The following is a 26842-nucleotide window of genomic DNA, read 5'->3' on the forward strand; positions in this document are numbered from 1 at the left end:
TACAGCTCCAAACAAACAAAAGCCGGACAAAGAACAACACAACCTTACATGTTATGTAAGGTTGTCTCTGGTAATATCCTCCGCCTCCAATTATAATAAACGACAATAAACGATGGAGGTGCAGCAATGATGAAGAAACCAATGATTGGAGTCCTGCCTTTATATGACTCTGCTAAAGACAGCTACTGGATGCTCCCGGCTTATATGAAAGCAATTGAGAACGAAGGCGGAATTCCAGTAATGCTGCCCCTGACCACAGATGGCAATATTATAACTGCCTTAGCGGACAGCTTTGACGGATTCCTGTTTACCGGCGGTCATGATCTTAATCCTGAATTGTATAAGGAGACGGCAGAGGAGGTGTGCGGGGAATCGTGTGATGAACGCGATCTTATGGAAAAGCTGCTGTTTGACCGGGTAGTTGAATTGGACAAGCCGGCTTTTGGTATCTGCCGCGGACTGCAATTGTTTAACGCCTTATGCGGGGGTTCCCTGTATCAGGACATTCCGGCCCAGCTGAAATCAGAGATTTCCGTAAGCCACAAACAGAAACCTCCGTACGCCGAGCCATCCCATTCCGTACATATTCATACAAACACTTTGCTTCACAACATATTGCTGACAGAGACGATAGAAGTAAACAGCTATCACCATCAGGGGATCAAAGCACTGGCTGCATCATTAACAGCTGCCGCTGTTGCGGAAGACGGGCTGGTCGAGGCAGTAGCCATGGAGGATAAAAGATTTATTCTCGCTGTGCAGTGGCACCCTGAGTTCAGTTATTCAGTAGACAGCAACAGCAGAAAGCTATTTTCCGCATTTGTAGAAGCTTGTCTAGTTACAGATCAATTATCCGTTACTCCTTCCGCGGCGGTATGATCAACAGGGTCCCGCCTAGTAAAAAGAAGCTGCTGGCATAAAAAACAGTAATCAGTCCCAGCGATGCCCCGATCATTCCGAAAAGCAGCGGGGCTGTCCACAGCCCAGACCCAGTCCGACAGCCTTATCCGGTCATGCCGTTCAGAACAGGGAGTCCATAAGCGAATACCCTTCTGTCTAAGCTACAGAGACTGCGGGTAGGCTTCGGAAAAAAGCCGCAGTACCGCCGGCAGACGGTAGTCGGTAGACGAACAACCCGATACCAAGCTCTTTTTCCAGCTGCTGCAGACGGTGGGTAAGCGAAGGCTGGGAGAGATAGCTGCGCTCCGCTGTTTTCGTAATATTGCGTTCAGTTCCCAGTACGACCAGTGTGAGCCAATCCTTTTCGTCCATTCATAACATCCTCTCAATCACCCAGAAAAACCATGCTTTTAGCGGGATCATACATTTCCTTCAATTGCTTCACATCAGACCGCGGCGGAGCACCGAACATCCGCGAATATTCCCGGCTGAACTGGGAAGCACTCTCATAACCGACCCGGAAAGCGACCTCGGCTGCTTCAGCAGATTCAGACAAAAGAATCCGCCGGGCCTCCTGAAGCCGCAGCTGCTTCTGAAACTGGATCGGCGTCATGCCGGTCACTTCCTTAAAGTTACGGTGAAAAGTAGACAGGCTCATACTCGCTGCTTCGGCAAGCTGTTCCACCCGGATCGACTGGTCATAATGGGCTGTCAGCTGATCAATCGCCTCTCTGATCCGGTAAGTATTGCTGCCCTCCATCGCGATTTGACCGAGTGCGGCACCGTAGGGACCTTTTAGCAGGGTGTACAGGATCTCTTTTATGAACAAAGGTGCTAAAAAGGGGATATCCTCCGGCCGGTGCAATAATTCCATCAGTCTGAGAGTCGCATCTATCAAAGACTGTTCCGTCTGACCCACAAAAATAGCGCGTTTGGCGTTTTCATTGGGAATAATACGCACGCTAGCATCGTTAATGACCTCCAAAATCTGATCATGTGTAAATTCCAGCTTCATGCTCAGATAGGGAAGTTCCTCTGAAGCCCTGATGATCTGACCGACCACCGGGAGATTCATTGAAGCGACCAGGTAATCAGCCGGCCCGTATTCAAAGCGCTCCTGCGCCAGAAATATTTCTTTTTCACCTTGGGCAATTACACAAAAGGAAGGCTTGTACACCCTGTACGCCGGCTCGGACACTTCAGAATAGCAGATGACAAATAAACCCGGTATTGCAGTTTCAAATACTCCGTCTTTTGGCGAAAAGTGCTGAATGAGCTGGCCCAGCTCTTGTTGCTGTTTGATTCTGACTTCGGACATAACCATTCCCCCGGATGCTTTTACTTTATTATAATGCTTATGAATTCTCTTATAGTAATCTCCGTGACAGAAATAGGCAAGCATTCAGTATGATCAGGATAACGGTTTTCGCCGGGAATCAGGCATAATAAGAAAGAAGAGTGTGAGCCATGTGATCACAGAAACGGAGGAATGCACAATGGATTATGTTAAATTCGGTAATACCGGACTGGATGTTTCACGGATTTGCCTGGGCTGTATGAGCTTCGGTGAGGCGCTGCCGGAATGGCACCAGTGGGTGCTTAATGAGGAACGCAGCCGTGAAATCATCAAGCGTGCGCTAGAGCTGGGTATTAACTTTTTTGATACAGCCAATATTTACGCAAACGGCACCAGTGAGGAATTCACCGGCCGGGCACTCAAAGATTATGCTAACCGGGATGAAATCGTACTGGCTACTAAAGTCTGGGGACGTATGCATAAGGGGCCGAATGGCGGGGGCTTGTCACGGAAGGCTATTTTGAGTGAGATTGACAAAAGCCTCAAGCGGCTGGGAACCGACTATGTCGATCTTTACATTATCCACCGCTGGGATTACAATACGCCGGTTGAGGAAACGATGGAAGCATTGCATGATATCGTAAAAGCGGGAAAAGCCCGGTATATCGGTGCTTCCGCGATGTATGCCTGGCAATTCCAGAAGGCGCAGTATGCTGCAGAGAAGAACGGCTGGACCCGTTTTGTATCCATGCAAAATCACCTGAATCTGATCTACCGGGAAGAGGAACGGGAAATGCTGCCGCTCCTCAAGGATCAGCAAATGGCATCGACCCCGTACAGTCCGCTGGCATCCGGAAGACTGATCCGCGACTGGTCCGAAACTACGCTCCGCTCGGAAACGGATCACATCCAGAAATCCAAATATGATGCAACGGCTGAGGCCGACAGGCTGATCATTGAACGGGTAGCGTCACTTGCTGAGAAGCGCGGCGTACCGCGAATTCATATTGCTCTTGCCTGGCTGCTGCAGAAGGAAACGGTAGCCGCTCCGATTATAGGGGCAACCAAGCTAAGCCAGCTTGAAGATGCTGTAGGCGCGCTATCTGTGAAGCTGACAGAAGAAGAGGTTTCTTTTCTCGAGGAGCTGTACATCCCGCACCGTGTAGTCGGAGCCCAATAAGGAGGAATACATGATGGAATATGTAACACTTAACAATGGCGTTCAAATGCCGGTACTGGGATATGGGGTATATCAGATTCCCGATCACGAAGAATGTGAAAGATGTGTACTCGATGCAATCAACGTGGGTTACCGCTCCATTGATACTGCACAGGCATACCGCAATGAAGAGGCTGTAGGCCGGGCGATCAAGAAAAGCGGGGTAGCGAGAGAGGAGCTTTTTATCACCACCAAGGTGTGGATCTCCAATGCAGGCTACGAAAGGGCCAAAGCCTCGATTGAGGAATCCATGCGCAAGCTGCAGCTCGACTATCTGGATCTGGTGCTGATCCACCAGCCGTTTAATGATTATTATGGAACCTACCGGGCGATGGAGGAGCTTTATAAAGCAGGTAAAATCAGAGCCATCGGCGTAAGCAACTTCTACCCGGACAGATATATTGACCTGGTTAAATTCAGTGAGGTCGTTCCTGCCGTCAACCAGGTGGAGACTCATGTTTTCCATCAGCAGACTGCAGCACACGAAATTATGAAAAAGTACAACACACAGATTGAATCCTGGGGCCCGTTTGCGGAAGGAAGAAACAACTTCTTTACCAATGCTGTCCTGCAGGAGGTCGGTGACCAATATAACAAGTCCACTGCCCAGGTCGCTCTGCGCTATCTGATTCAGCGGGGCATAGTCGTGATTCCCAAAACCGTGAACAAAGACCGCATGGAGCAGAACCTCAACGTCTTTGATTTTGAACTGACTGCCGATGATATGGACAAAATTGCCGCGCTCGATACCGGCGAAAGCGCCTTTTTCTCCCACGCAGACCCGCAGACTGTTGAATTTATGACCGACTACGGTAAAAAAGGGCTGGAATAGACGTTATATCCTGTTATCAAGTAAAAAGGACTCTCCAAGCGGAGGTCCTTTTATCTTTTTATAATTTCATTCCCGGTTTTGTCCCTGAATGGGCTCTTTACTCCTCCGGTAGACCAGTCCTTCATAAGGCTTCAGTGTACCCTTGCGGTGACATTTAGACTCAGCCTCACCAGGATAATTGCCGAAGAGGAAATCTGCGCCTTCAAGCCGCTCAGCCTCCTGATCCGGGAGTTCCCAATGCGATTCTTCACCAGAGAAGTTGAGCAGGATCAGCCACTCCTCCTCTTCATTATGCCGGGAGTAGGCGAAGATGTGCTGATGATCCTCTAGCAGGAGGTCAAACTCACCGTAAACCATGACCAGATGCTCTTTACGCAGACGGATCAGCTTTTTGTAGAAATGAAACACAGAGTCCGGGTCATCAAGCTGTGCTTTTAAATTGACCTCTTTGTAATCAGGATGAACCGGCAGCCAGGGCTTGCCGACAGTAAAGCCGGCGTTCGGGCTGTCATCCCACTGCACGGGAGTGCGGGCATGATCCCGCGATTTCTTTCTGATCCGCTCCATAATGAGCTCTTCCGGCTCACCCCGTTCCTTAACCATTACATCATAGTACGAATGAGCCTGCTGCTCGTTAAAATCTTCGCTCCGGCTTGGTGTACATGAGCACATCCTCTTCATTGACCTTGGAGGTCTCACCTGCAGTGAAAATCTCATAGCGGGAGAACACCTTATCGTTCATCTCCCGCAGAAATTCGTGAATCCGCGGACCGTTTTTAGTGTAGGGTTCACCATTCGCCTGTAATTTCGTCTTACCGGTATCCGGGAAACGCTGATCCTTGGAAATCGAATTAATGGCATCCATCCGGAATCCGTCAATGCCCTTATCAAGCCAGAAGGTCATCATCTTGTGCATCTCCGCCCGCAGCTCCGGATTATCCCAGTTCAAATCAGGCTGTTTGGCGTTATATAAATGAAGATAGTATTCACCGCTGCCTTCATCATAAGTCCAGGCTGGCTTTCCCAGATAAGAGGTCCAGTTATTAGGCGGGCCGCCATCTTCCGCAGCTGGCCGCCAAATATAGAAGTCACGGTAACGGCTGTCTCTGCAGGATTTTGCATCTATGAACCAGGGATGCTCATCCGAGGTATGATTCAGTACCAGATCCATGATCAGCCTGATGCCCCGTTTATGCAGCTCCTCCAGCAGCTGTTCCCATTGTGCCATCGTTCCGTATTCATGCTGGATTGCCCGGTAATCCTTTATATCATATCCGTTGTCCACATTCGGTGACGCATAGACAGGAGACAGCCAGATGGTATCGATTCCAAGCTCGGAAAAGTAGTCTGCTTTGGAGATCAGGCCGTTTAAGTCACCGGTGCCATCCCCGTCGCTGTCTTTAAAACTCCGCAAGTAAACTTCGTATACTACGCTTTCCTTCCAGTATGTTTTGTACATATGCTGCTCCTTTCACTATCTTTCTTCAAGTTCATTACCCAAAATAAGCGGCAAAAAACGTTCAGCTATACAGACTCTATCATAAGTAAGCTAAAGGACGTTTAACTCTCTCTCCATACGGGTAAAAAGAGACAAATACACCTGAGGAGAAAGGCGGTAATTCTTATGCTATGGGGCTTAATCGGACTAGTGGTGCTGTTATGGCTGTTCGGCTTTATTTTTAATGTCGTCGGCAATCTTATTCATCTGCTGCTCATTGTCGCCGTGGTTCTCTTTCTGGTCAACCTGTTCCGTGGTCGTTCCAGGGGTTAGCTTTTATATAAGCGGCTTTCGTAAAAAACCCGCCGTCTCATGATAATGAGGCTGCGGGTTTTTCGTTGTTCTGGCAAAAGCCCATTCTTTACGGTAGCAGACACTCGCGCTACTACCAGAAATTTATTTAATGTATGTAATGGAGCAGCTACTTAGCTAGGATTTTCTGTAGCAGAAAAAGCAGCAATCTTCTGCAAACTTTGCAGGAGCCTTTTTGGCTATGTTAAACTTCGTTATACTAAATATAAAGGAGCCCATCATACTAAGAAAGCTTTTCGCCAAAACAGGTGACAAGTTTCTTATTGAACAGCCTCTTGAATGATCAGAGAAATAACGGACGAGGATAAGAATAAATATCCAACACCCTGAGCTTATCAGGACAAAATGAGTTTTTAAATAATAAGTTAAGGGAGGATGGACGGATAGCAATGAGCAGCATGTTTTTGATAGGCGAAATCTCCAGGCTCTTTCAAATCGATATCCGGACACTGCGGTATTACGATGAAATGGGTCTGTTCACACCGGCATCTGTGGATGAACAAACCGGTTACCGTTACTATTCTATCGAGCAGTTCGAGAGCCTGAATACCATATTGTACCTTAAGGCCCTGAACATTCCGCTAAAAGAAATCAGGCAATTCGTACATAACCGGAATCTTGATGATATTCTCTCCCTGTTAAAAGAGCAGAGGAGCCGGACGGAGCAGAAAATCAGGGAGTACGAACAGATTCAAAAGAAAATAGTCCAGCGGATTCATCAGATTGAAGATGCCGCCAGAACGGAGGAGCTTTTCACCATACGTCTGACAGAGCTTCCTGAGCGGACAATGATCAAGCTGAAGCAGAGTATTCACCGCAGCGATAATCTGGAAATGTGGATCAGGCATCTGGAGAACAGCAGTCCATCGAAATCGGGTGTTTTCCTTGGTCAAGTGGGTCTGATTCTTTCGGCGGCGAGTCTTGCTGAGCACCATTTCGATGAATATGACGCGATTTTTCTGTTTGTAGAGCATGATAAGCATTCCTCATCTAAGCTGGACCTGATAACGCTTCCCGCACAGACCTGTCTGACGATCCGGTTTGTCGGAACCCATGCAGACGCAGCATTACACTATGAAAAGTTACTAAGACACGCAGAGGAAACAGGTTATGCCATAAAAGAGGATGCGCTTGAAATCACTTACATCGACTATGGGCTTACACAGGATGCATCCAAATTCGTTACCGAAATTCAATTACCGGTGAAAAAAGATTGACCCTCCAGTTACTGGAGGGTTTATTCTTGTAGCAAATGATTAACGGGAGAGAGAAAAGATGATAGGAACGATCGTCAATACAGTTGCCATTATTATCGGGAGTGTTACCGGAAGCGTGTTAAAGAAGGGATTAAAGGAGACTTACCAAGACATTCTTATGCAGGCAATGGGGCTGGCTGCAACTGCTTTGGGCATTAATGCCATAGCCAAATATCTGCCTGACAGCGAGTACCCTGTGTTATTTATCGTCAGTCTGGCTCTCGGCGGAGTTATTGGCCAGATGCTGGACCTTGAGCAGCGGTTTAAAAACGTAGTTGCTACATTTTCAGCGGGAAATCTGGCGGAAGGCTTATCTACAGCCATTCTGCTGTTCTGCGTTGGAACCATGTCTATTATAGGACCTATTGAAAGTGCCCTGAACGGCAACAATACTTACCTGTACACAAATGCCATCCTTGACGGGGTAACCTCAGTAGTGCTGGCTTCCACATTTGGGATCGGGATTATCTGGGCTGCAGCGGTGCTGTTCTGCTGGCAGGGTTCTCTGTATCTGCTGGCTAACGTGCTATCTGACTTTATTACACCAACCCTGCTGACTGAAACCTCGATTGTCGGCGGGGTGCTGATTTTATGTGCCGGTCTGAGCATTCTTGGTGTACGCAGCTTTAAAACCATTAACCTGATTCCCTCCCTTCTGATTCCTGTAATCTTCATCACTGTTAAAAGCGGGCTGGGGCTGTAGAGAATACTTGGAAAAGCTCTGTAATTTGATGCAGAGCTTTTTTATATGCACACGATAATAACAAAAATAAAAATATCAAAAAAGTATAATAGTCGATTTTAAGCTTAATCTGCATTTTTTTGCTAAGAATGCGCTCTCATAATTTGATACACTTGTGCATATTTAGTGGCGGGCTCAAGTATTGCAGCAGTTTGTGGGGATTTCAATAGGAGAACCCGCTTATGAAGGGCCGCATGGGAAGGAGTGATGATCCTGATTTAGTTTAAGGCTTATGATTTGAGGATTGAAGCAGTACAGGTTTACCGGGTTCATGTTTAGATTTCCCCTGGTTTCTAAAATTGATTTTAGACAAATAGGAGGAGTTAAGTACATGGGTAAAAGAGTTTCCGTCAGGAAATCGGCGCTTGCATTCGTTATGTCCTTTCTCATGATCATTTCGTTAGTTGTTCCTCCATCTCCGGGATCTGCTGCAACAGCAGCGGCAGATAGTCCGCTTGCCCGGCAGGCAGAGTATCTCGACCGGGGTCTGGTAGCAGTTCTGACCAGCAGCGGTGTGTACTTGAGCTGGAGATACTTAAATACGGATTCAGATGAAATCGCTTTCAACATATATAAAAACGGATATAAAGTAAACAGCGCTCCTATCAGTGATTCGACAAACTATGTCGATACTACAGGAGCGGACAGCTCTCAATATCAGATTTCTACTGTTATTGCCGGCAAGGAAGTGATCCAGCCGGAGACGGTATCGGTATGGCATAACAATTATTTACCGATCCCGCTGGATAAACCGGCTGACGGCCGGACAAAGGACGGCGGCACCTACTCCTATTATGCCGGAGATGCATCAGTAGGGGACCTTGATGGCGACGGAGAATATGAAATCGTTTTCTTGTGGAGCCCGAGCAACTCTAAGGATAACTCTCAGGCCGGTTATACCGGCAATGTCTATATTGATGCCGTTAAGCTTGACGGCACGAAGCTGTGGCGGATTGACCTTGGGGTGAATATCCGGGCCGGGGCCCACTATACCCAGCTGATGGTCTACGACCTGGACGGCAACGGAAAAGCCGAGGTTGTAGTCAAAACCGCAGACGGCACAAAGGACGGCCAAGGCACCGTAATCGGTGACGGCACGAAGGATTACCGCAATGACGGCGGATATATCCTGACAGGTCCGGAATATCTCACGTTGTTCAACGGTGAGACCGGAGCAGCTGTATCTACCGTGGATTACATCCCGCCAAGAGGCGATGTTGCCGCATGGGGTGACGGATACGGCAACCGCGTGGACCGGTTCCTCGGAGGGATTGCCTATCTTGACGGTGTGAAGCCAAGCGTGGTGATGGCCCGCGGCTACTATACACGTACTGTGCTGACAGCTTACGATTACACCGGCGGCCAGCTGGTACAGCGCTGGACCTTTGATACCAACGAAGCCGGCAAAGAGTACGAAGGACAGGGCAACCATAATCTCAGCGTGCTTGATGCTGATGGTGACGGTAAAGATGAAATCATGTATGGTTCACTGGCAATTGATGATAACGGGACCTTGATGTACAGCACCGGCCTCGGACATGGCGATGCGATTCACGCCGGCAAGCTTGATCCGAACCGGGACGGTTACCAGGTTGTAAGCGTACATGAGCATACAAATGCCGAGTATGGACTGGAGATGCGCGACGCCGCTACAGGCGAAATTCTCTGGGGCCAATATACAGGTAAAGATACCGGACGCGGAATGTCTGCAGATATTGATCCAAACTATCCCGGATATGAATCCTGGGCCTCCACCATTGTGGACGGACAGATGGACCCTCTTTCCAAGGGTTTTGCGGCAAACGGCGATGTCATTTATGAACAGAACGAAGTGCCTAAGAGTACAAACTTTGCAATCTGGTGGGACGGGGATCTTCAGCGCGAGCTGTTCGACCATGAATGGAATAACACAACAGCAAAAGGCATTCCGCTTGTTTACAAATGGGATTATGAAAACAAGCAGCTGAAGGAAATCTTCCGGGCAACCGGTTCCTTAACCAATAACCACACCAAGGGAACTCCTGCCCTTCAGGCGGATATTCTGGGTGACTGGCGTGAAGAGCTGCTGCTGCGCAGTGAGGATAGCAGTGAGTACAGACTCTACACGACAACTATTCCTACAGCTTACAAAATCCCAACGCTGATGCAGGACCCTGTATACCGCTTGGGTATTGCCTGGCAGAATGTAAGCTACAATCAGCCTCCTCACACAGGCTTCTATCTTGGTACTGAAGCTACCTCATTCCCGAAAGCCAACCTGGCGCTGACCGGCTCACAGCAGCTGCCGGAGCAGGTGTACCATTTTGCTTTCGGTACGGAGCCTGCTGCGGGAGCAACCGCTGTTCAGGACACTCTGTATTCGCAGGAGTCAGGCTACGGCTTTGAAAATGCCAGTGGGATCACGGTAGGCACAAACCATGTGGCCCTGCCGGAAAATACCAAGTTCGCAGTCGATCTGCCTGATGCCAACTATCAGGTTACGATTAAGGTCGGGGATGATGCCCGCAGCTCCAATGTGGGTGTTAAATCCGAATTTGTGCAAAAGCTGGCTGTAACCAGCGTTAACGCTGGAGAAGCACGCGAATATTCCTATGACGTTGCACTGGTTGACGGTCAACTGGAGTTCATTTTTACCGGAACAGCCATTGACGTTCAGGAAATCACCATTTCGAAATATCCGCAGAAGACAGCGGGAGACCACACTACAATCTACATGGCCGGCGATTCGACCATGCAGTCCTACAGTGAGCAGCAGGCACCTCAGGAAGGCTGGGGCCAGCAGTTCGGCCGTTACTTCGCTAATGGCGTTGTAGTCCAGAATGATTCGATCGGCGGCAGAAGCAGCAAATCGTTCATGGTGGACGGCCGTCTGGATTCCATCCTTCAGCGGATTAAACCGGGCGACTATTTCTTTATTTCCTTCGGCCATAACGATGCCAGCGCCGGTATTCCGGACCGGTATGCTTCGCCGGCGGATTACAAGACCTATCTGGCCCGTTATATCAACGGTGCTAGACAGCGGGGCGCTGAGCCAGTCCTGCTTACACCGGTAGGACGCAGGGATTTTAACACTATTACTCAAGAATTTAATGTAAGCTTCCCGGAATATGTGCAGGCTGCCAAAGAGGTAGCAGAAGAACTGAATGTAAAGCTGATTGACCTCAGCCAGTTGAGTATTGCCTATTACGATAAAATTGGCCTCAGTGCTTCGGAAAAGGTCTTCCTGTATGCCAACCCGGGCGAATATCCGAAGTATCCGAACGGGGTAAATGATAACACCCATTTCAGCAGCTACGGCGCACAGGTGATCGCGGCATTGGTTGCCGGAGCAGTTAAAGAAATGGAACTGGGCATTTCACCTTATGTTATCGACCCGGATATTACCGAGCCAGAACCGGAACCGGAAATCCAGGTCTATGAAGAAAACTTTGATGGTGATCCTGCGGCTGTCCAGTACGCGATGGTCAATTCTACAGGGATTGCCGGTACGATGGCAGGAACCATTGTCGACCAGAACGGAAACAAAGTACTGTCCGTTAACGGGTCAGGTTCGGGTAACCGTGCCAAGACATTCCGGTTGTTCGATGCCGTGAACGGGGACATTGTAAATATGAACTTTGACTGGCATTCCGGCAATGTCAGCGCTTCTCCGTCGGAAGGACATCTGTCCATCCAGGATGCGAACGAGAATATTATTCTCACACTGCTGACCAAGACCGGCACTACAAGTCCGGGCAACAAAATCCATTACTTCGTTGGGCCGTATACACCGGATTATGGAACAGGTACTACAGCAGTACCGGATGGCGGCATTGCCACCAACCTGCTGAAGAACCAGTGGGTCAATGTGAACGTTAACATTAATTTTGCCGAAAAAACAATGGATCTGACGTTGACGAGTAAGACGGACCCGAGCCTTACGCAGACTATTGAGGATATTCCGATGAATCCGGGCGCCTATACCAATAATGTAAGGGCACTGCGTTTCCTTGGAACAAGAAAAGGCGGAGGCGGAACACTCAGCTGGACCACCCAGATTGACAATGTGAAGATTGAAGGCAAGCAGCTGCCGCCGGTGGCCGGTGATCAGAAGGCGCTTGTTGCCCTGCACAAGGAAGTAAAAGCACTGGATCTGTCAGCTTACACTGATGCATCCAAAGCGGTATTAAACAAAGCGTTAGCGGCTGTTGAAGCAATCCTCGGTACGGAAGCGACACAGGAGCAGGTTGATCATGTGTTTAACATGCTGACAGTGGCCAAGGATTCTTTATCCGCTGAACCTGCGGGTGTGATCAGCAGCTACTCCTTTGATTTCGGCTCCGGTGCTGCCGCAGAAGGCTTCACCGGTGTAAATGCAAAGAGAGCTTATATTGAAGGCAACGGATACGGCTTTGCCGATACCGCGCTGGTTCAGGACGAGAACCGGCAGACCGGGGATCTCCTGAAGGAAGACTTTACCCGCGTAAACGGCACCTCCTTCCTGGTGGAAACGGAGCCTGCCAATTATAAGGTAACCATGACTATCGGTGATTTACAGGAATCAACGAACACCGGCGTAATTGTAGAGCAAATGCCAAAGCTTCCGGTTACGGCCATAGCCAAAGGCGAATTCAAAGAGGTTTCTTATGACATTGCATTAATTGACGGCGTCTTTAACTTTGAGTTCTCTGGCAGCACTCCAAAGATTAACGCGCTGACCATCGAACGCCTGCCTGACAACGGTGCTGGCACACAGCCGGTCATTTATCTGGCGAGCGATTCCACGGTAGCCAATTATGCCGAAAGCTACCGTCCGCAGGCCGGATGGGGCGAACAGCTGGGCAGCTACTTCGATCTGGATCAGATCAGTATCGACAACCGTGCGGTCAGCGGGCTCAGCAGCAAAACCTTCCTGGTAGGCGGATATCTGAATAACATCCTGCTGAACATTCACGAAGGCGATTACCTGTTCATGCAGTGGTCTCACAATGATTCCACACCATCGCGTCCGGAACGTTATCTGACACCGGAGCAATTCAAGGTGTACCTGAAGGATTACATTAACGGCACAGTACAAAGAGGGGCAACTCCGGTGCTGGTTACACCGGTCAACCGCCGTGACTTTAGCGGTGAAGTACTCAATAAGAGCTTCCCTGAGTATGTGCAGGCGATGAAAGAAACAGCACAGGAAACAGGAACGCTGCTGATTGATCTGAACCAGGCAAGCTGGGAATATTTCCAGGAGCTTGGTCCGGAAGGAACCAAATCGATCTTTATGTGGGTGGGTACAACTGAAGACAACACCCATCTGCAGATGAACGGTGCAATCAAGGTATCCGGCATGGTGGCTAAGCTGGTACAGGAGCTGAATATTCCACTGTCTAAGCTCGTCACACTGGAAGAGGAGCCGTCAGACCAGAAAGCGCCGCACACAACAGCATCAGTGGAAGGTGATCTGTTTAACGGCTGGTATACTTCTGCTGTAAAAGTTAGCTTTAGCGCAACAGATGAGGATTCAGAAGTGGAAGCAACCTACTTCAAGGTTGATGGCGGTGAGGCGGTAAGCGGAACGCAGCTGACCCTTAGTGAAGAGGGCAATCATACCGTAACCTTCTGGAGTGTTGACGTTGACGGCAACAAAGAGACGGAACAAACCCTTTCCCTGCCAATTGATCTGACGCCTCCAGTCATTGAAATTCAGGGACAGACTGAATACACCATTGACCAGCAGGTTGTCATTGGCTATTCCGCTGCCGATACCGTCTCAGGCATCGAACAGCCGGCCGGAGAGGTATTGAACACCCCGGCCTATACACTGGACCCAGGCTTAAATACAGTAACTGCACTGGTCTATGACCGCGCAGGCCAAACGACCACTTTGGACTACAGCTTTGGTGTTACAGCTACCTTTGCAAGTCTGACGACACTGACCAATATGTTTGCAGCAGGATCGGAAGACCCTGGTGCAGCAGCTGTTGCCGGACAACTGGCAGGTAAGCTGCAGCAGGCTGAGCAAGCAGCTGTTACGCACAACGGGGCAAAAGCGCGTCAGCTTCTTACGGCTTTCAGCAATGATGTCAATGCAGCCCGAAACACAGTGTTCACAGCTGAACAGGCTGATGCGCTGGTGAAGTGGTCTGCATGGCTGAGCCAGGCGACTCCGCTGGCGAGCAGTGCTCCAGGCACGCCGGTGCTGTCCGATAATAACGGTCACGACACCGGCCTCAGAGACGGGGACTACACAATCACCATGAATCTCTGGTGGGGTAATAACGGTAGCAAGTTCAAACTGTACGAGGACGGCAAGCTGGTCAAAGAGGTATCCCTGTCCGACCAGTCTCCGGCTGCCCAATCCGTGCAGATTGATATTACCGGAAAGAAAAACGGAACCTACGTTTATACCGGTGAACTGATTAATGCACTGGGAACAACAAAGAGTGCACCTCTGACTGTGACGGTTACCGATGCCTCCCCGGGTCAAGCAGTATTGTCTAACGACAACTGGGATGGAGACGGAAGCTTTAACGTCACGATGAATCTGTGGTGGGGTACCAACGCTACAGAATACAAGCTCTACGAAAATGGAAAGCTGGTAGATACACAAGCACTTCAGGCCCGTACGCCTGGCGCCCAGTCGGCAGTAACAGCCATTTCCGGCAAAGCCGCTGGCACTTACGTATACGAAGCGGTACTGAGCAACGCTGCGGGTGAAACCCGGACCGTGAAGATGACTGTAACCGTACGGAAATAAGCTGATTTTACGCTAAAAAACCCGATGAGACGGTCTAACCGTTTCATCGGGTTTTTTTTGCAGCTGCGGGTGCTCAAACCGTTTACGGGCTGTATAGGTCCAGTCTCGATTGTATGCTTTTTAAAACTTCGGCCGGCATTTCCCTGACCTTAAGATCCCCACCCAGGAAAAGCAGCCAGTTTGTAATCTGGTCCACTTCCTCAGGCTTGTCCACATGAACATAAGTCTTAAGGACAGCGGTTGTCTGATAGGGGTTTGTATAAGAAAGCGAAGCTTTTACAGGATGGTATTTTCTGAATTGGGCGATCGCCACCGGACCCACCTCAAGAATGACATTGGCGGCTTCTTCCTGCTTGCTCAGCTTTTCTAATATCTTTTTCCGGCTTAGCCTGTTTTTTACCGGGTAGGGACTGACATCAGTAAGCAGGTCGACAGGATAAATCCGCCGTTTCTCATCAAGCAGATCAAAGCCTTCAATTAACCAGGCGCTTTTTTCACGGTAGAGGTGCAGGAGGTACACAGGATAAATTTGTTCATTGATAGAAATAAATAAGTAACAGTCCGTAAGCAGAAGCTGAATCAGCTTTTCTAACATGGGGTGGGGGAGGTCGGCAAGATCCAGCAAATCCGGATTGTGCGGGTTGGTTCCTTCAAACAGCAGAATTTGATTCAAAAGAAACAGATCCTCCTGCTGGTTCTCAGAGATAAGGCCGAGTAATTTTTCCGATAGAGACTGGCGGCTCTTGAGGTACGGAAGCTGCTGATTCCGGGTGGCCATAAAGGCTATAAACAGAGCTTTGACTTCACTATCAGTAAAGCGGACAACCGGAAGGACAGAGTTACGCATGACAAAATAACCCCCGTCCCGTCCGACCTCAGCCACAAGCGGCATCCCGAGTGCCTCAATTTCCCGGATATCCCGGATTGCAGTGGACCGGGAGATATGGAATTCCCGCATAATTTCTGAAATGGTAAAATGGGCACGGTTGTTAATGTAGCGCATGATGATGTTGATCCGTTCAACTTTTTTCATCGGGCTCCTAAACAGTATCATATTTTGACATGATTTAAGGTTATCATAAGCTTATCAAGTGAAGAACACAAATCATTTGACCAATCCACCCAAAAGGAGTTTTTCAAACATGGCACTTTTTACGCTGGAACAAAAAGAAGGCTTCACCGTTATTGGTCTGGGAACTGAGCTCAAGAGCCACTACACAGACTATGCCGGCATCAATCAGGAAAAAGCGGACTTTTGGCAGCAGGTCAGCCAGGATGGAAGACTTGATCATTTAAAAGAGATCGCCACAAATGACTACATTTTTGCCGTCAACGAAGCGGTGAACAACAAAATGATGCATTATGCCGGTGTTATTACGGATCAGGTAGCTCCGGATGAAGCAAGAATCATTCAGTTCCCGGCAGGCGATTATGTCGTTGTTAAAGGGGAGGCGGAGACAGCAGATGAACTGAATAATACACTTTCCGGCATTGCCTTTGGCCAAGCCTTGCCCGAAGCTGTAGAGTACGCTTACGTCGGCGGACCTAATACGACTGTAGAGATGGGATGGAAAAACGGCCAGATTTATGGTGAAATGTGGATTCCTGTTGTGAAAAAATAATAAGCGTGAAACCAATCAACAATCCCCGCGTTATAGCTAGAGAAAAGGTAAACATCTGGTTATGAAATGGAGATGAACATGCGGGAAACAATGAGCAATTCAGGGGTAACCGGCACAACAGGCGCAGGCTCGATGATGGCGATGGTTTACGATAGCTATGGAACAACAGAGGTCCTCCGGATTGAACCGGTAGAGATTCCTGTACCCAAGGAACATGAAGTGTTGATCGAGGTGCATGCCGCTTCCGTCAACTCCTGGGACTGGGATCTCCTGCGCGGTAAACCTTTTGTAAACAGGATTGGCGCATTCCGTTCCCCCCGTTACCGGATACTTGGTGCAGATATCGCCGGCAAGGTAGTTAAGGTGGGGGCAGCTGCCACAACATTCAAGCCCGGAGACGAGGTGTTCGGTGATCTGTCCGGCTGCGGGTGGGGCGGATTTGCCGAGTATGTCTGCGCAGCAGAGTCAGCTCTAACCCCAAAACCGGCTACGCTAAGCTTTGTGGAGGCGGCGGCTATCCCTCAGGCGGCCGTTCTGGCCTTGCAGGGTCTGCGTGACAAAGGGAAGCTGCAGTCAGGGCAGCATGTTCTGATTAACGGCGCGGGGGGAGGAGTCGGGACCTTTGCGATCCAATATGCCAAGATGCATGGGGCCACAGTGACCGGGGTCGATAACGCCGGAAAGCTGGAGATGCTGCAGGTGGCCGGGGCAGACCATGTACTCGATTATACCAAGGCGGATTTTACCAAAAACGGGCAGAAATACGACCTGATCCTCGACGTTGTCGGAAACCGCCCCATATTCGCTTTGAAGCGTGCGCTTAGGAAAAACGGCACCTATGTCATGATCGGCGGAACGTTCCCGTGCATCATCCTGAATCTGCTCTATTCCCCGTTTCTTTCCCTGTTTGAAAATAAAAAAGCGGCCTTATTGGTCCATAAACCAAACCATGCCGACCAGCTGCTCTGGAAGGAGTATGCTGAAGGCGGTCAGATCAAACCTGTAATATACCGGGAATACTCTCTAAAGGAAGCCGCTCAGGCGGTCCGTGATCTCGGCGAAGGCTCTGTAAAGGGCAAAGCTGTAATCCGTATAAAGTCTTAAATAGCGATTATTAGAGCAGAAAAAGAACCTGACCAAGAGATCAGGTTCTTTCTTATTGCATATGTACAGAAGCGGTGATATAATCAGCCTGCCTCTATTTTTTTATATAAATAGACATAATAATCTTATCTTATACTATAAATTTACCACGCGTGAGTGCTCTTGTCAAATGTTTTTTTCACAAATCCATTATTAGGGGAGATCAGAAATGCAGTCATTGGTACTCAGCTTTGCAGATGTGGAAGCTTCACAGCTCATGCTCGTTGGCGGAAAAGCGCTGAATCTGGGCCGGTTAGCCGGGATTGAAGGAATTCAGGTGCCTGACGGATTTTGTGTAACCACAGCCGGTTACCGCCAGGCAGTTGAAGAAAACGGATTGTACCAGGCACTGCTTGAGCAGCTAAACATACTGTCAGCCGATGACCGCAAACAGATTGCGGAGATCAGCGCGAAGATCCGCAGTCACATTCTGGCAGCCGGCATTCCTGGAGACGTTGCCGCAGCAGTCACTCATCATGTCTCTACGCTGGGGGAGGAGCATGCTTATGCTGTCCGTTCCAGTGCAACTGCTGAAGATCTGCCACATGCCTCCTTTGCCGGACAGCAGGACACTTATCTGAATATTAGAGGGGCTGAATTTATTCTGGAGCACATCAGCAAATGCTGGGCCTCTCTCTTTACAGACCGTGCGGTAATCTACCGGATACAAAATGGCTTTGACCATGCTCAGGTTCATCTGTCCGTCATCATCCAGCGGATGGTTGCGCCGCAGGCTTCGGGAATCATGTTCACTGCAGATCCGGTTACCGGAAACCGGAAAGTGGTATCCATTGATGCCGGCTTTGGGCTTGGCGAGGCGCTGGTCTCCGGCCTGGTCTCTCCTGACAGCTATAAAGTCCAAGCGGGATCGATCACCGATAAACAGATTTCCAGCAAACAGCTGGCTATATATGGCCGCCCGGAAGGCGGAACGCATACATGTGAGCTCGCTCCGGAACAGCAGATTACCCCGGCAATCAGTGACCCGCAGATTCTAGAGCTGGCCTCGCTCGGGAGACAGCTCGAAGCTTATTTTGGCTGCCCGCAGGACATTGAATGGTGTCTGGCTGACGGCGCCTTTTACATTGTCCAGAGCCGGCCGATCACAACGTTATTTCCGGTCCCCGAAGCGGGTGACCAGGTGAACCGTGTCTACTTATCGGTCGGCCACCAGCAGATGATGACAGATGCCATGAAGCCGCTGGGTTTGTCCTTTTACCTGCTAACCACACCAGCACCCATGCGTACAGCCGGGGGAAGACTGTTTGTCGATGTGACGCCTCATCTGGCTTCACCGGATACCGGAGCAGCAATCATTAATGCGCTCGGCAAATCTGATCCGCTGATTAAAAATGCCCTTATGTCTATCGTAGAGCGCGGCGATTTCATCCAGCCCGCAGCAACGGGCCATAAACTGCCCAATTCGCTTATAAACAACGAAAACACAGATCCCGGAGTGTTTAACGCCCGAATCGAATATGATCCGGCAATCGTGCCTGCATTAATACGGCGCAATCAGGAATCGGTTGAAGAGCTGAAGCAGCGGATCCAGATGCATACCGGGCCGGCTCTGCTTGATTTTATTACGGAGGATTTACAGGAGCTGAAGAGGCTGCTGTTTGATCCGCAGAGCTCGGCAGTCATCATGACTGCTATGGATGCCTCTTCCTGGATTAATGACCGGATGCACGAATGGTTAGGCGAAAAAAATGCGGCAGATGTGCTTACCCAGTCGGTAGCGGATAACGTTACGTCAGAAATGGGCCTGGCGCTGCTGGATGTGGCCGATGTAATCCGGCCTTATCCGGAAGTTATCCGTTACTTACAGCAGGTTACAGAGGACGACTTTCTGGATGGGCTAACCAAATGGCATGGCGGGCAGGGAGCCAGCGATGCGATCCGTTCCTATCTGGACAAATATGGAATGCGCTGCAGCGGAGAAATCGATCTGACCCGAACCCGCTGGAGCGATAAACCGTTAACTCTGGTCCCGGTGATTCTGAATCATATCAAGAGCTTTGAGCAAGGTGCCAGCCGGCGTAAGTTCGATCAGGGACTGCGGGAGGCGCTGAGTAAGGAGCAGGAGCTTCTGGAACAGTTGGAGCTTCTAGCAGATGGAGCACTTAAAGCCGCAGAAACGAAGCGGGTCATCGGACTGCTCCGCAGCTTCAGCGGTTACCGGGAATATCCGAAATACGGCATGATCAGCCGCTATTATATTTATAAGCAGGCACTGCTGAGAGAAGCCGGAGAGCTTGTGCAAGCAGGTATTATTCCGCATCCCGAGGACATCTTCTACCTTACTTTTGAAGAGCTGAGTGAAGCTGTCAGCACACGCCGGCTGGATTACGGAATCATCGGGAAACGAAAGGAAGACTACAGACTGTATGAAAAGCTGACTCCGCCGCGTGTCCTTACCTCTGACGGTGAACGGATTAACGGTGACTACAAGCGCACGGATCTTCCGGCTGATGCCATTGTCGGCCTTCCGGTTTCTTCAGGGGTGATAGAAGGACGGGCACGGGTCATCTTCAAGATGGAGCAGGCAGATCTGGAGGAGGGGGATATTCTGGTCACCCCGTTCACCGACCCCAGCTGGACACCCTTATTTGTATCTATCAAGGGTCTTGTCACTGAAGTTGGCGGACTGATGACACACGGGGCTGTTATCGCCCGCGAATACGGCCTGCCCGCCGTTGTCGGAGTGGACGGGGCCACCAGACGGATTAAAGACGGACAGATCATCCGCGTGCATGGAACAGAGGGGTATATCGAAATATTGTAACAAGCGTCACCTAGCGCTGACCCGGTTAACCAGATAAATGCCGATGGATACGAGCAGCAGCGCGGCCAGATTTTTCAGCTCCATAACCGTTTCTCCCAGCAGCAGCGCAGACAGCAGCGCCCCGAATACAGGAATAAGGAAGTTGTATACCGATACTTTTCCTACTTTGTTATATTTCAGCAGCATATTCCACAAGCAGAAAGCGGCAGACGACAGAATGACCAGATAAGCCAGGTAACCGGTGGATGCCAGGGTAAAATGTGTAACGCTGCCGCCAAGCAGCAGACCCAGCAGAATAAGCAGCAGTCCGCCGGTGAACAGGCTGGCGCCCGTCACGATCAGAACATCAATAGTCGCTGTTAACCGCTTGGCATAGATGGCAGTAATCGAAAAAATAAAGGCGGCCACAATAATGAAGCCCTCTCCCTTGAAGGAAAAGGACAGCTCCAGCAGGTTGCTCTGAAAGTTCACGATGATTACGCCGACGAAGCCCAGCAGACAGCCGATGATTTTATTTTTGCTCAGCTTATCATTCTTATAAAGGAAATGAGCCAGAACGACACTGAAAAAGGTGGCTGTGGCATTCATAATCGAGCCTTTGACCCCGGTAGTATGAGAGATTCCCACATAAAAAAACATATACTGCAGGCCTGTCTGTGCCAGGCCGAGTCCGCTCAGTCCAGCCAGCTGACGACCGGTTAGTTTAGGTTTTCCTTTACCCGTCAGGCTGAACAAGATCAGCAGCAGCAGACCGGCGAGAATAAACCGGTAACCGGCAAACACAAACTTGGAGGCTGTATCCTCCGGCATAATCCCGAAAGCTATGTAACCCAGCTTAATTGTAGGAAAAGCACTGGCCCACAGCAGACAGCATAGACTGGCGACCAGCGTTACAACTAACGGATCGCTGAATTTGGATATTCCTTTAGGTGTTCCTTGACTTAACGTTTGCTCTTTCACTTTCCTATTGCCCCTCACTTTAATTTTTGCCTGTATTCATTTTAATTCTTGTGGATATCCTCTGTGCCGCTCTCCAGGGCGGTTTTGTAATAATGGCATTTATGCTCGATGACTTCCATGGTCTTTTTGAGTTCCTCCATCTGGGCTTCGACTGAAGCCTTGCGTTCCAGAAACATATCATAGCGGATCTGCAGGGTGGCGTCCCCTTCGGAGCACCATTCAATAAAGTGTTTAATCTCCTTGATCGGCATTCCGGATGCCTTCAGACATTCAATGATTTTCAGCGAATCAAGGTCGGAATCTTTAAAAATCCGTTTACCGCCCGCAGTCCGCTCTAAAAAGGGCATAAGGCCCTCTTTGTCATAATACCTCAGGGTATGCGGGGTCAGATTAAAGTGCTTTGCTGCTTCGTTAATGGTATAGGTCTTCATTTTATGTCTCCTATGTTCAAATTACTTCTTGACTTAGAGTTAACTTTAAGTAATAACATAGGTTTTGTAAAGCCGGATAAGCCGGTAGCTTTTTACAGAAGCCTTAAAGCACGAACATAACCTAAACATTTCAGGAGGTTCACACTTATGATTCAAGTTAATGCACGCGCCACCTTTAATCCGGAGGGTCCGTTCAAGCTGACCACTATTGAGCGCCGGGAGCTTCAGCCGCATGATGTGCTGATCGAAATTAAATATGCCGGAATTTGTCACTCTGACATCCACACCGCCCGCGGGGAATGGGGACCGGTTAAATATCCGCTCGTTCCGGGGCATGAAATTGCCGGGATTGTCAGCCAGGTTGGATCGGACGTAACTAAATATGCAGTCGGCGACCGTGTAGGGGTTGGCTGTATGGTTGATTCCTGCGGAGAGTGCAGCAGCTGTCATAAAGGGGAAGAGCAATATTGCCTTCACGGAAATACAGGCACTTACGGAGCTACTGACCGTCATGGACACTATACCCAGGGCGGCTACTCCACACATATCGTTGTAACAGAAAATTTTGTTGTCCGTATTCCGGACAATATTCCGCTGGATGCTGCTGCACCGCTGCTCTGTGCAGGGATCACTACTTACTCGCCGCTGCGCCACTGGGAAGCCGGTCCCGGCAAAAAAGTAGCCGTAGTCGGACTCGGCGGACTTGGCCATATGGCAGTGAAAATCGCTCACGCTATGGGTGCTGAAGTTACTGTGCTGTCACAGTCCCTGAAGAAAAAAGAGGACGGCCTGAAGCTGGGGGCAGACCACTATTATGCTACAAGTGATGAAAATACCTTTAAAGAGCTCGCCGGCTCCTTCGACCTGATCATCAATACCGTAAGCGCACAGATTAACATCGATGCCTTCCTTTCGCTGCTGGCGCTGGATGGTACACTGGTTAATGTCGGCGCACCGGCAGATCCGCTGGCCGTTAACGCCTTCTCGCTGATCGGCCACCGCCGTTCGTTCGCCGGATCGATGATCGGCGGCATCCGTGAAACGCAGGAAATGCTTGATTTCTGCGCTGAACACAACATCGCCTCCGAGATCGAAGTCATTTCAGCAAGCCAGATTGATGAAGCCTGGGAACGCGTACTGGCTTCAGACGTCCGCTACCGGTTTGTAATCGACATCAGCACAATGGGACAGGCCTAATTGTATTTAGCATCCTAACCCTTGAAAAGTCTTACAACATCATACTATTAATGATCTGTAACACCTTCAGGAGCTTCCCGTTTCGCCTCAGGGCAGGGAGCATTCCGGAGGTGTTTTTTTGTTGTTGACCGGACCGGTATAGAGGAATATACTAGGCCCGAAAGCGAGACAGGACTTCTGCATAACGGGGAAGCCAGCTGACTGCTACCTTCGGGAGGATGCCCACTATGAGTGTCATTGAAATGAATATGCTGACCAAACATTACGGCAAGTCACGCGGCATTACGGATGTGAACCTGAGTGTCGAGGAAGGGGAGATTTTTGGCTTCATCGGGCCTAACGGGGCCGGCAAATCAACAGCCATCCGCACGCTGCTTGGTCTGATCTATCCGACCCGTGGAAGTGCCGCTATATTTGGCAAGAGCTGCACGGAGCATCCCGAAATCCGCATGGAGCTGGGCTATCTGCCGTCAGAAGTATTTTATTATGACAATATGAAGGTAATCGACCTGCTCAAATATTCAGCCAGCTTTTATAAGAAGGACTGCACGAAACGGATCTTCGAGCTGGCGGAGATAATGGATCTTGACCTGAAGAAGAAAATTGACGATCTCTCCTTTGGCAACAAAAAGAAGGTCGGGATCGTGCAAGGGCTGTTACATGAGCCGAAGCTGATCATCCTGGATGAGCCGACAAGCGGGCTTGATCCGCTGATGCAGCAGAAGTTCTTTGATCTGCTCGGGGAAGAGAACCGTAAAGGGGCGACGATCTTTTTTTCCTCACACATCCTCAGCGAGGTGCAGAAAATGTGCAGCCGGGTAGCTTTTATCAAAGAAGGGGAAATCATCAAGCTGGAGAAAATGAGCACACTGCAGGAGAACAGCTACAAAAAGATCAGCATCGAAGGCTTTTCCGGCATCAATAAGGAAGTGCTTGAGATGAGCGGAGTGAGTAAGCTGGAGATTAACGGTACTGAAGCTGCTTTTATATTTAAAGGGAATATCAATACCATTATGCAAAGGCTGGCAGCAATAGAGCTCCGTAACATTTCCATTGAGGAACCCGATCTGGAGGAAATCTTCATGCATTATTATGTGAAGGAGGAGTAAGCGGGATGAACATGTATAGGTATGAGCTGAAAGCCCTCCGCAAATCAGGCGCAGGCTGGACCTGTGCCATGATCGCACTCGCTGCGCTGTTTCTGATCATATATCCGGGTATGGTGAGCGATGCGGCTGATTTCACCAAATTGCTCGAGGGTTATCCCGCTTCTGTAAGGGCGATGCTCGGAATTAACCTGGACTACCTAACATCTGTTCCCGGCTTTTATTCAATGGTGTTTGTCTATATTGCATTATGCGGAGCCATTCAGGCTATGCATTTGGGCGCTTCTATACTGTCAAAAGAATCACGGGAGCGCACGGCCGACTTTCTCCTTGTTAAGCCTGTCTCACGGTCCAGCATCGTCAGCGCCAAGCTGCTCGCAGCCTGCACGATCATACTAGCCACCGAGCTTGTCTTTTTCGTGGTAGCAGCCCTTATAGCTAGTGCAGTTGCCAGTGCAGATTTTAACCTTCATCTGTTCTTCATGCTCAATCTGCCGCTGCTGTTCCTCCAGCTGATGTTTCTGGCCCTCGGCCTGGCAACTTCCGTCTTCTTCAGCAGACTCAAAAATGTGCTGCCGCTTACGCTTGGCGTCGTTTTCGGACTGTACCTGGCCGGCGTCTTGCTGGCTGCGGGATCAGAGGGGGATGCCGCGCGGTATCTCTCACTGTTTCAGTATTTTGACAGCATCTATATTATTGAGCATAAAGCCTTTGAGCTGCAGTATGTGATGGCCGGTGCGCTTATGGTTGCAGCTGCGGTATCCGTAAGCTACCGGGTCTATATCAAAAAGGATATTCATGCCGTGTAGCCGGCTGAGAATGATCAACGCTTGGGAGGTCAGTTAATGAATATGTTTTGGAGAGAGCTGAAGGCGGGCCGCAAAGCATTGATCATCTGGAGTCTATGCATGTTTTTACTCGTGGCCAGCGGGATGGGCAAATACACCGCCTACTCCGCGGGAGGAGCAGGCAGTGAGGTTTTTAAACAGATGCCTTCAACTGTAAAAGCACTTCTGGGCATCGGCACGCTGGAGGTTACGGTCATGAGCGGATTTTTCGCCCTGCTTTTTCTGTATATTGAGCTCACTGCTGCCATCCATGCTGTTCTGCTGGGAAGCAGCATCGTCGCTAAGGAAGAGAGGGATAAGACTGCCGAGTTCCTGATTGCCAAACCGGTCTCCCGGGCCGCTATCATAACAGCTAAACTGCTTGCTGCACTACTCCAGATTGCAGTTCTCAATCTCGTTACTTTGGTTTCTTCATTTATCATGGTCTCCGCATATAACGAGGGGAAGAATATATCAGGTGAGATCGCCCTATTCCTGCTTAGCATGTTCATTGTGCAGCTGATCTTCCTGTCGCTTGGCGCTGTGCTGGCAGCCGGTATGAGCAATCCGAAAAGCTCGGGAGCTGCCGCAGCCGGAATTCTGGTTGGTTCATTTGTGATCTCCAAGGTTACGGATTTAGCGGATCAGCTCGCTGTGCTGAATGTGCTGTCACCTTTTAAATACTTCAGCTATAACCGGATAGTGGAGGGAGGCGGGCTTAGCATTGGGATCCTGGTGCTTTCTATTCTGCTGGCTGGTATGTTCGCAGCGTTAACTTACTTCTTTTACGGGATGCGGGAGGTGCGGTTTTAATAGGAAAGAAGATTCTACAGAACTGCCGGCGATTTAATGCAATCTTATAATGAAAAGAACAATTATAAGATTACCCCTTAGACTATTAACTATCTTTACATAATAAAATGACAAGAGAATGGAATGGCTGCTTCTACAAAGCAATCATTCCGTTTTTTATGTCCGAAATGTCTCCAATTCTTTAGCTTACGGTATTGCAACGGAGTCATCTGTTCATGCTGCCCTTTATACCCTGGAGAAAAGTACGGTCCTTGCCCATGCGGCGAAAAGACGGGATAATGGTCTGTACGGCCAGATTTTTTCTCGGCTTGCCCTCAGGCAAAATAATGATTAAAGGAGTGCAGCAATGATTTATTTGAGGAGCTTCACACTTTCTGATCATACGAGCAGTAACCCGAATATTTATCCGGATCATGTCTTCAGACACATGGCTGGTGAGGTGTTTGTGTTTGACCGGATTACTGTGCTCTACGGCGGTAACGGCAGCGGTAAATCCACTTTGCTGAATGTGATCTCTAACAAGCTGGGAATGAACGGAGCCGAAAAGCTGGCCAGCCAGTTTAGCCTGTTTGCCCAGCAGTTCCTTGATTTAAGCAGCTTCCGGCTAGGCCTGAATGAGCGGGAGCATGAGATCAGCGGGTTGCCCGAAGGCAGCAGGTACCTGAAATCCGAGGATATTCTATATGAGATTAAGAAGATCCAGCAGGCTGCTGTGCTGCGTGAAGGGCTGCTGCATGAGCAGAGGAGCAAAGGGATGAGCAAGGCTCAGGCGCAAGAGTATGAGGCATCGTACAGGTTTAAGCAGAAGCTGGAGAATATTCAATTCTCACAGGAAAAATACTCCAACGGGGAAACATCCCTGCAGTTCTTTGAAGATACGCTGCTGCCCGGACAGCTGTATCTGCTGGATGAGCCGGAAACGTCGCTTTCTCCGTCCAACCAGATCCTGATGGCAGAGCGGATCAATGAGCTGGCCCGGTATTTTGACAGCCAATTTATTATTGCTACTCATTCTCCTTTTGTGTTAGGCACACTGCATGCCAAAATATATAATCTGGATGCCCGGCCGCTTCAGACAGCGGAGTGGTATGAACTGGATAATGTCCGCTTCTTTCAGCAATTTTTTAACAAATACAAGCATTTGTTTGATAAGGGGGAGTTAGAGAAATGAA

General features: G+C 49.5%; 22 protein-coding genes. 15 read left to right on the plus strand and 7 right to left on the minus strand.

Annotated elements, in window-relative coordinates; genetic code table 11:
• Positions 1-126 precede the first annotated feature (126 nt).
• Positions 127-879 carry a gamma-glutamyl-gamma-aminobutyrate hydrolase family protein gene (locus NST84_RS14940; protein WP_342560986.1) on the plus strand — a complete coding sequence of 251 codons (753 nt, stop codon included), beginning with the start codon at positions 127-129 and terminating at the stop codon, positions 877-879.
• Positions 880-1056: 177 nt separating this feature from the next.
• Here NST84_RS14940 and NST84_RS14945 read toward each other — a convergent pair whose 3' ends face one another.
• Positions 1057-1272 carry a LysR family transcriptional regulator gene (locus tag NST84_RS14945; protein ID WP_342560987.1) on the minus strand — a complete coding sequence of 72 codons (216 nt, stop codon included), beginning with the start codon at positions 1270-1272 and terminating at the stop codon, positions 1057-1059.
• A gap of 13 nt (positions 1273-1285) precedes the next feature.
• A complete protein-coding gene (locus tag NST84_RS14950; RefSeq protein ID WP_342560988.1) occupies positions 1286-2218 on the minus strand; it encodes an AraC family transcriptional regulator in 933 nt (310 codons plus the stop codon).
• Positions 2219-2396: 178 nt separating this feature from the next.
• Between NST84_RS14950 and NST84_RS14955 the strand changes: the two genes are divergently transcribed.
• Both NST84_RS14955 and NST84_RS14960 read left to right on the plus strand, forming a co-directional pair.
• Positions 2397-3377: an aldo/keto reductase gene (locus NST84_RS14955; RefSeq protein WP_342560989.1), complete on the plus strand. Its 981-nt coding sequence runs from the start codon at positions 2397-2399 to the stop codon at positions 3375-3377.
• Between the two features lie 13 nt (positions 3378-3390).
• Positions 3391-4248 (plus strand): aldo/keto reductase, encoded by an 858-nt coding sequence (locus NST84_RS14960; RefSeq protein WP_342560990.1) that lies wholly within the window; start codon positions 3391-3393, stop codon positions 4246-4248.
• A 66-nt stretch (positions 4249-4314) separates the two neighbouring features.
• Here the strand turns inward: NST84_RS14960 and NST84_RS14965 are convergent, their stop codons facing one another.
• Together NST84_RS14965 and NST84_RS14970 are read right to left on the minus strand one after the other, a co-directional pair.
• Positions 4315-4920 carry an alpha-glucosidase C-terminal domain-containing protein gene (locus NST84_RS14965; RefSeq protein ID WP_342560991.1) on the minus strand — a complete coding sequence of 202 codons (606 nt, stop codon included), beginning with the start codon at positions 4918-4920 and terminating at the stop codon, positions 4315-4317.
• Complete coding sequence (locus NST84_RS14970) at positions 4883-5707, minus strand: alpha-amylase family glycosyl hydrolase (protein WP_342560992.1); 825 nt, start codon at positions 5705-5707, stop codon at positions 4883-4885. The genes NST84_RS14965 and NST84_RS14970 overlap by 38 nt, the downstream gene beginning before the upstream one ends.
• Positions 5708-5872: 165 nt before the next feature.
• On the opposite strand from NST84_RS14970, the gene NST84_RS14975 reads away from it, so the two are divergent.
• From NST84_RS14975 to NST84_RS14990, 4 genes are all read left to right on the plus strand, one after another.
• Positions 5873-6019, plus strand: coding sequence for a lmo0937 family membrane protein (locus NST84_RS14975; protein ID WP_342560993.1), 147 nt, complete (start codon positions 5873-5875; stop codon positions 6017-6019).
• A 428-nt stretch (positions 6020-6447) separates the two neighbouring features.
• Positions 6448-7275 (plus strand): MerR family transcriptional regulator, encoded by an 828-nt coding sequence (locus NST84_RS14980; protein ID WP_342560994.1) that lies wholly within the window; start codon positions 6448-6450, stop codon positions 7273-7275.
• A 58-nt stretch (positions 7276-7333) separates the two neighbouring features.
• Positions 7334-8017, plus strand: coding sequence for a DUF554 domain-containing protein (locus NST84_RS14985; RefSeq protein ID WP_342560995.1), 684 nt, complete (start codon positions 7334-7336; stop codon positions 8015-8017).
• Between the two features lie 370 nt (positions 8018-8387).
• Positions 8388-14786, plus strand: coding sequence for a GDSL-type esterase/lipase family protein (locus tag NST84_RS14990; protein WP_342560996.1), 6399 nt, complete (start codon positions 8388-8390; stop codon positions 14784-14786).
• Positions 14787-14868: 82 nt separating this feature from the next.
• Here the strand turns inward: NST84_RS14990 and NST84_RS14995 are convergent, their stop codons facing one another.
• A complete protein-coding gene (locus NST84_RS14995; protein ID WP_342560997.1) occupies positions 14869-15819 on the minus strand; it encodes an HTH domain-containing protein in 951 nt (316 codons plus the stop codon).
• Positions 15820-15928: 109 nt separating this feature from the next.
• Between NST84_RS14995 and NST84_RS15000 the strand changes: the two genes are divergently transcribed.
• The 3 genes from NST84_RS15000 (at position 15929) to ppsA (ending at position 20336) form a co-directional block, all read left to right on the plus strand.
• On the plus strand, positions 15929-16408 hold the full coding sequence (locus NST84_RS15000) for a GyrI-like domain-containing protein (protein WP_342560998.1): 480 nt from the start codon (positions 15929-15931) through the stop codon (positions 16406-16408).
• A gap of 90 nt (positions 16409-16498) precedes the next feature.
• Entirely contained in the window at positions 16499-17512 is a 1014-nt protein-coding gene (locus NST84_RS15005; RefSeq protein WP_342560999.1) for an NAD(P)-dependent alcohol dehydrogenase, read from the plus strand.
• Between the two features lie 208 nt (positions 17513-17720).
• The gene (ppsA, locus tag NST84_RS15010) at positions 17721-20336 is read left to right on the plus strand and encodes a phosphoenolpyruvate synthase (protein ID WP_342561000.1); all 2616 of its coding nucleotides are present in this window, start codon (positions 17721-17723) and stop codon (positions 20334-20336) included.
• Between the two features lie 6 nt (positions 20337-20342).
• Here ppsA and NST84_RS15015 read toward each other — a convergent pair whose 3' ends face one another.
• Positions 20343-21296 (minus strand): DMT family transporter, encoded by a 954-nt coding sequence (locus tag NST84_RS15015; protein WP_342561001.1) that lies wholly within the window; start codon positions 21294-21296, stop codon positions 20343-20345.
• A gap of 41 nt (positions 21297-21337) precedes the next feature.
• Positions 21338-21727 carry a MerR family transcriptional regulator gene (locus tag NST84_RS15020; RefSeq protein ID WP_342561002.1) on the minus strand — a complete coding sequence of 130 codons (390 nt, stop codon included), beginning with the start codon at positions 21725-21727 and terminating at the stop codon, positions 21338-21340.
• A 147-nt stretch (positions 21728-21874) separates the two neighbouring features.
• Here NST84_RS15020 and NST84_RS15025 point away from each other — a divergent pair, with 147 nt between their 5' ends.
• The 5 genes from NST84_RS15025 (at position 21875) to NST84_RS15045 (ending at position 26841) form a co-directional block, all read left to right on the plus strand.
• On the plus strand, positions 21875-22924 hold the full coding sequence (locus tag NST84_RS15025; RefSeq protein WP_342561003.1) for an NAD(P)-dependent alcohol dehydrogenase: 1050 nt from the start codon (positions 21875-21877) through the stop codon (positions 22922-22924).
• Between the two features lie 227 nt (positions 22925-23151).
• Positions 23152-24033, plus strand: coding sequence for an ABC transporter ATP-binding protein (locus NST84_RS15030; protein WP_342561004.1), 882 nt, complete (start codon positions 23152-23154; stop codon positions 24031-24033).
• A gap of 5 nt (positions 24034-24038) precedes the next feature.
• Positions 24039-24839 carry an ABC transporter permease subunit gene (locus tag NST84_RS15035; protein ID WP_342561005.1) on the plus strand — a complete coding sequence of 267 codons (801 nt, stop codon included), beginning with the start codon at positions 24039-24041 and terminating at the stop codon, positions 24837-24839.
• Positions 24840-24875: 36 nt separating this feature from the next.
• Positions 24876-25670: an ABC transporter permease subunit gene (locus NST84_RS15040; RefSeq protein ID WP_342561006.1), complete on the plus strand. Its 795-nt coding sequence runs from the start codon at positions 24876-24878 to the stop codon at positions 25668-25670.
• Positions 25671-26016: 346 nt separating this feature from the next.
• Positions 26017-26841 carry an AAA family ATPase gene (locus NST84_RS15045; RefSeq protein WP_342561007.1) on the plus strand — a complete coding sequence of 275 codons (825 nt, stop codon included), beginning with the start codon at positions 26017-26019 and terminating at the stop codon, positions 26839-26841.
• Position 26842: the final 1 nt, after the last annotated feature.

This window comes from Paenibacillus sp. FSL R7-0345 (assembly GCF_038595055.1).
Taxonomy (GTDB): domain Bacteria; phylum Bacillota; class Bacilli; order Paenibacillales; family Paenibacillaceae; genus Paenibacillus_AQ.